The sequence below is a fragment of the Streptomyces sp. NPDC054840 genome (assembly GCF_053611065.1).
Window position 1 is genome coordinate 1 of record NZ_JBSGZP010000473.1, and the last position, 5,824, is coordinate 5,824.

The window sequence follows — 5,824 nt, forward strand, 5'->3', positions numbered from 1 at the left end:
GCCGGCGGCCTCGCGCAGGGTGCGTACCACCCAGGGGTCGTTCTCGGGGTGGGTCTCCAGCAGGTGGCGGGCGGCCGCGGAGGAGCCGAGTCCGGCGTCGACGACGGCCGCCGCGGCCTTGCCGTGCAAGGCGACGCGGAGCGCGTCGGGGATGGCGCGGTAGATGGCGGTGGCGATGAGCGGGTGGACGAACTCCAGCCCGGCGTCGGTTTCCTCGGCGGCGGCCGCCGAGAGGACGCGGGCGTCGCGGAGCCGCCTCGTGGCGTCGACGGCCTCCTCGGCGCCGAGGGCGGCGACCCGGGCGGCGAGGTCCTGCGGGATGGCGGTGCCGAGAACGGCGCAGGCCCAGGCGAAGCGGACGGTGGAGGGGCCGAGGCGTTCGAGGCGGGCGACGAGGCCGCTGCCTCGCTGGGCGGCGGCGAGGTCGCGCAGTTGCGGGGCGTTCTCCTCGACCGGGGTCAGGCCCTTGCCGCGGACCTTGGCGGTGAGTTCGACGGCCTCGAAGGGGTTGCCGGTGGTGACGGCCCAGGCCTCCTGGCAGAAGGCGTCGTCGGCGTGTGCGCCGACGGCCTCGCGGACCAGGGTGGCGACGGCGGCCGGTGTGAGCGGGGCCAGGGGCAGCGGGCGCTGGCCCGCGCGGCCGGGCAGCGTCCGGAAGGCGTCGGCGTCGGCGGGGAGTTCGTCGGGGCGATAGGAGACGGCGAGGAGCAGCGGGAGGTGTTCGGCGCGCAGGGCGAAGGCGGCGAGCCAGCCGAGGGACTCGGGGTCGGCCCAGTGGGCGTCGTCGAGGACGAGGGCGACGGGAGCGCGCTTGACGACGAGGTGGGTGAGGACCCAGTCGAGTCCGTCGCGCAGGCCCTGGGGGTCGGGCGGGACACCCTGTTCCGGGGCGCAGAGTCCGAGGGCCGGACCGACGATCGAGTACCAGCTCCCGAGGGCGGCGCGCAGTTCCTGCTCGGAGGTACCGGCGAGCTGCGGCTGGATGAGCTGGCGGGCGACGTGGAAGGGCTGGCTCTGCTCCTGTTCGCCGCCGCGGGCGGCGAGGACGGTGCAGTTCCGGGCGTGGGCGCGACGGCGCACCTCGGCGAGCAGGGTGGTCTTGCCGAGTCCTGCGGGGCCGGAGAAGGCGAGCAGCGCGCCGCCCGCGTCCGGCCCGGGACCGGTGAGCTGGTCCAGGGCTTCGTCGACGATCGCGAGTTCGGCATCGCGTTCGATCATGGTGCGCCGTGTGCGGGTCCGGCGGTCCGTCATGGCTGGTACCCCCCAGGCCTGTTCGGGAGTTCAGCGTACGCCCGGCGCACAGCGCGAGGGACGCCACTGCCGAAAAGAATCGGATCTTCTTTTCCGGGAAAAATCAGTGGTGTACGGAACGGGCCGCGAGGCCCTCCAGGACGGCCACGGCCTCCTGTGCCCGGTCGGCGGCCACGAAGAGGTGGTCGTGGTGGTAGCCGGCGATGACGTTGCAGCTCAGGCCGTGCGCGCCGAGCTCGGCGGCGAAGGCGGCGGTGAGTCCGACGGCGTCGAGTGCGGAGTGGATCCGCAGGGTGATCCAGCCGGCGGTGTACTCGTAGGCGAGACCGGCCGCGTCGGCGTCCTCCTGGCGCAGCACCAGGGTGAGGCCCTCGGGTTCGAGGACGGTGGCGACGGGGGTGGTCCCGGCGGGGACGGTGGTGCCGTCGACGGTGCAGAAGACGTACCGCCCCTCGTTCAGCTCGGGCCGCATCCCGCTCAGGAGTTTCCGCAGGTCACGCTCTCCACTCATAGGGCCGACCCTACCCATTGCTCCGGTTATGGGCGATCCGTCAGGGCGCCACCGTCCGGGCGGGCCACCCCCACCGTCGCGCCGCCGCACCTCGCGCGGCCCGTCCCCGGCGGTGGAGCGTTCTGGGGCCGGGCGACATCGCAGCCCGGATACCCGCCCGCCGGAGCGCTCCGAGCCGACGCGAAGGGGATGCGGCGGCCCCCGGGGCGGCGGCTCCGCGCCCCGGGTACGCCGCGTACGAACTCCGTCAGGTCAGGTCAGGTCAGGTCAGGTCAGGTCAGGTCAGGTCAGGTCAGGTCAGGTCAGGTCAGGTCAGGTCAGGTCGAACTCACCGCCCCGTGCGTTCAGCACGAACTTGTGCCATTCGTCCGGCGAGAAGATCAGTGAAGGACTCTCGGGGCGCTCGCTGTTGCGCATCGCGATGAATCCCTCGACGAAGGCGATCTGGACGTCGCCCACTCCCCGGCTGCTCGACTGCCACTGCGCCTCGGTGAGATCGAGGTCCGGCTTCCCCCAGCCGGCGAGGGACTGTGAAGTCATGCTCTCGGCCACGTGCGTGCTCCTCCCGGTACGTCGTCTGGGCAAGGCTAACCAGCGCAGCCGGTGCCGGACAGGCCACGGTGAGTCACCCGTGGCCGGTCCGGCTCCCCGGCCGGCCCCTCCGTCGTCGGCCGGGCCTGTGTTCAGGAGGTCGGCTCCTGTGCCCCCACCAGCCACATCGCGAAGAACTGCGCGCCGCCTCCGTACGCGTGCCCCAGCGCCCGGCGGGCTCCCGGAATTTGGTGTTCCCCGGCCTGGCCGCGGACCTGGAGGGCCGCCTCCGCGAAGCGGATCATGCCGGAGGCGCCGATCGGGTTGGTGGACAGCACGCCGCCCGAGGGGTTGACCGGGAGGTCCCCGTCGAGTCCGGTGACCCCGGCCTCGGTGAGCTTCCAGCCCTCGCCCTCCGCCGCGAAGCCGAGGTTCTCCAGCCACATCGGCTCGTACCAGGAGAACGGCACGTACATCTCGACCGCGTCGATCTCCCGGCGCGGGTCGGTGATGCCGGCCTGGCGGTAGACGTCGGCCGCGCAGTCCTTGCCGGCCTGCGGCGAGACGAAGTCCTTGCCGGCGAAGAGGGTGGGCTCGCTGCGCATCGCGCCGCCGTGCACCCAGGCGGCCGGTTTCGGCGAACGGGCCGCGCCCGCCCGGTCGGTGAGGATCATCGCGCACGCGCCGTCGGAGGAGGGGCAGGTCTCCGAGTAGCGGATCGGGTCCCACAGCATCGGCGAGGCCTGGACCTTCTCCAGCGTGATGTCGTGCTCGTGCAGGTGCGCGTACGGGTTCTTGAGCGCGTTGCGCCGGTCCTTGTACGCCACCAGCGAGCCCACGGTGTCCGGCGCGCCGGTGCGCCGCATGTACGCGCGCACGTGCGGGGCGAAGAAGCCGCCGGCGCCGGCGAGCAGCGGCTGCTGGAAGGGGACGGGGAGCGACAGGCCCCACATGGCATTGGACTCGGACTGCTTCTCGAAGGCGAGGGTGAGGACGGTGCGGTGGACGCGGGCCGCCACCAGGTTCGAGGCGACCAGGGCGGTGGACCCGCCGACCGAACCGGCCGTGTGCACGCGCAGCATCGGCTTGCCGACCGCGCCGAGGGCGTCCGCCAGGTACAGCTCGGGCATCATCACCCCCTCGAAGAAGTCGGGGGCCTTGCCGATGACGACCGCGTCGATGTCCGCCCAGGTCAGTCCGGCGTCGGCGAGGGCGCGCGCCGCCGCCTCGCGGACCAGTCCGGCGATGGACACGTCTCGGCGGGCCGCCACGTGCTTGGTCTGGCCGATCCCGACGATGGCCACGGGCTCTTTACTCACCTTGCGTCCCCTTCCAGAACGGCGACCAGGTTCTGCTGGAGGCAGGGGCCGGAGGTGGCGTGGGCGACGGCCCGTCGTGACGCACCGCGGTGGATCCGGGCGGCCGCCTCGCCGATGCGGATCAGGCCGGCGGCCATCATCGGGTTGGCGGCGAGCGCGCCGCCGGAGGGGTTGACGGTCACGTCGCCGGTGAGGCCGAGGGCCTTGCGGAGCACGACCTCCTGGGAGGAGAACGGCGCGTGCAGTTCGGCCGTGTCCACCGGGGCTTCGAAGACACCCGCGTGTTCGGCGGCGAGCCGGGTGGACGGGGAGTCGGTGAGGTCGCGCAGGCCCAGGCTGTGTGCCTCGATGCGGTGGTCGATGCCGGTGATCCAGGCGGGGCGTTCGCAAAGCCGCCGCGCGAGGTCTCCGGCGGCCAGGACGACGGCGGCCACGCCGTCGCCCACGGGCGGGCAGTCTCCGGTGCGCAGGGGCCTGACCTGGTAGTCGCCCTGTGGGACGGGGCCCCGGAGCTGGGCGTGCGGGTTGGCGACGGCCGCGTCCCGGCTGCGCGCTCCGACGGCCGCCAGGGCGGCCTCGTCGGTCTCACCCGTGTCGATCAGGGCTTGCGCCTGGAGGGCGGCCAGGGCGACCGCGTCGGGCCAGAGCGGGGCGACGTAGTACGGATCGAGCTGGCGGGTCAGCACGTCTCGGACCGATCCGGGTGAGGACTTCCCGTACGAGTAGACGAGCGCGGTGTCGGCCTCGCCGGTCTGGATCTTGACCCAGGCCTCGTAGAGGGCCCAGGCCCCGTCCATCTCGACGTGCGACTCGGAGATCGGCGGCCAGGCTCCGACCCCGTCGAGGGTCATGGTGAAGGAGAAGGCCCGGCCGGCCAGGTAGTCGCTGGAGCCGGAGCAGGTGAAACCGATCTCGCCGGCCTTCAGGCCGGTGGCGGCCAGCACCTGGTGGAGGACCGGCATGACCATCTCGACTTCGCTGAGCTCGTCGGTGCGGCGCAGGTGGTCGCTCTGCGCGAAGGCGACCACCGCGACCTCGCGGGCGTATCGGGCCATCAGATGAGCTCCTTGTACGCGTCGTAGTCCGCGTCCGGTTCGCCGGTGGGTCGGTAGTGGTCGGGGTAGCGACCGCCCTCGGTCCATACCGGCTCGACGCGCAGGCCCATGCGGACCTGGTCGTAGGGGATGCCGCCGATCCGGCCGTGGAGGGCGAGGCCGGCGCCGTCGAGGGCGATGTGGGCGTAGACGTAGGGGACTTCGAGGTCGAGATTCGCCGTGTGGGCAGCCTTGATGTTGACGATGCAGTAGGTGGTGACCGTGCCGGCGGGGCCGACCTCGACGCGGTCGGTGGTGGCGACCCCGCAGGTGGGGCAGGCTCCGCGCGGCGGGACGTACACCTTCCGGCAGGAGGGGCAGCGCTCGCCGACGGTCCGCCGCTCGGAGAGGGCGTTGATGTACGCGGTCTGGGCGCGGCCGGGGCTGTAGACGTAGTCGAGGCGGGCCCCGGCGACGATGCCGGTGACGGCGTCGGCGAAGCCCCCGTCGTGCGGGACGGCTTCCCCGGCCGCGGGGCCGTCGTACGGTTCGAAGCAGGCGATGTCGGTGATGGCGCCGGTGCGCTCGGCGGCCCAGCGGACCCGTACGCGCATGCCGGTGCGGACGGCGTCGGGGCCGGGCGCGTCGAGGGCGTGCAGGAGGGCGGTGTCGGCGCCGTCGAGCTTGACCAGCACCCAGGCGAAAGGGGTGTCCAGGGGCTGTTGGGGGCGGGGCCGGTCGTTCCACGCCCAGGTGGTGACGGTACCGGTGGCGCCGACCTCGACGAGCTCGCGGATCTCCTCGGCGGTGACGGGGTCGTACTCGACGGGCGGGACCATCACCTTGCCGTCGGAGGTCTTCACACCGAGCACGGTGCCCTCGCGCAGCCCGGTGAGGAAGGCGCTCTGGACGGGCCCGAGGGACCGGGTGAAGGGGAACTCGACGACGAGGGGCGCGCGGAGCACCTCCGGTGGGGAGGGAGCTGTCATGGCGATTCTCCGATGCGATCGATTCCGGTGTTTTCAGCCCCGCCGGGGTGTGCGGTGCTCTTTCGGCCCCGCCGGCGTGTGCGGTGCCCTTACAGCCCGCCGGCGTTTGAGGCGCCCTTTCAGCCCGCCGGCGTATGAGGCGCCCTTACAGCCCCGCCAGCGTTTGAGGCGCGGGGGTCCGGGGGCAGC

The 5,824-nt window shown here is 73.0% G+C and carries 6 protein-coding genes; all 6 read right to left on the reverse strand.

The genetic code is table 11. The features are described from left to right. On the reverse strand, window positions 1-1,218 hold a 1,218-nt coding region (locus ACWGIU_RS27185), incomplete at its 3' end, for an ATP-binding protein (RefSeq protein WP_453710035.1). Between the two features lie 136 nt (window positions 1,219-1,354). Next, the gene (locus ACWGIU_RS27190) at window positions 1,355-1,762 is read right to left on the reverse strand and encodes an ACT domain-containing protein (RefSeq protein ID WP_453710037.1); all 408 of its coding nucleotides are present in this window, start codon (window positions 1,760-1,762) and stop codon (window positions 1,355-1,357) included. A 312-nt stretch (window positions 1,763-2,074) separates the two neighbouring features. Next, window positions 2,075-2,302, reverse strand: coding sequence for a DUF397 domain-containing protein (locus tag ACWGIU_RS27195; RefSeq protein WP_453710044.1), 228 nt, complete (start codon window positions 2,300-2,302; stop codon window positions 2,075-2,077). Window positions 2,303-2,445: 143 nt separating this feature from the next. Next, entirely contained in the window at window positions 2,446-3,612 is a 1,167-nt protein-coding gene (locus tag ACWGIU_RS27200; RefSeq protein WP_453710039.1) for a thiolase domain-containing protein, read from the reverse strand. Beyond that, window positions 3,609-4,667, reverse strand: coding sequence for a thiolase domain-containing protein (locus tag ACWGIU_RS27205; protein WP_453710040.1), 1,059 nt, complete (start codon window positions 4,665-4,667; stop codon window positions 3,609-3,611). The genes ACWGIU_RS27200 and ACWGIU_RS27205 overlap by 4 nt, the downstream gene beginning before the upstream one ends. Then, complete coding sequence (locus tag ACWGIU_RS27210; protein ID WP_453710042.1) at window positions 4,667-5,635, reverse strand: Zn-ribbon domain-containing OB-fold protein; 969 nt, start codon at window positions 5,633-5,635, stop codon at window positions 4,667-4,669. Before ACWGIU_RS27210 ends, ACWGIU_RS27205 begins: the two co-directional genes overlap by 1 nt. Window positions 5,636-5,824: the final 189 nt, after the last annotated feature.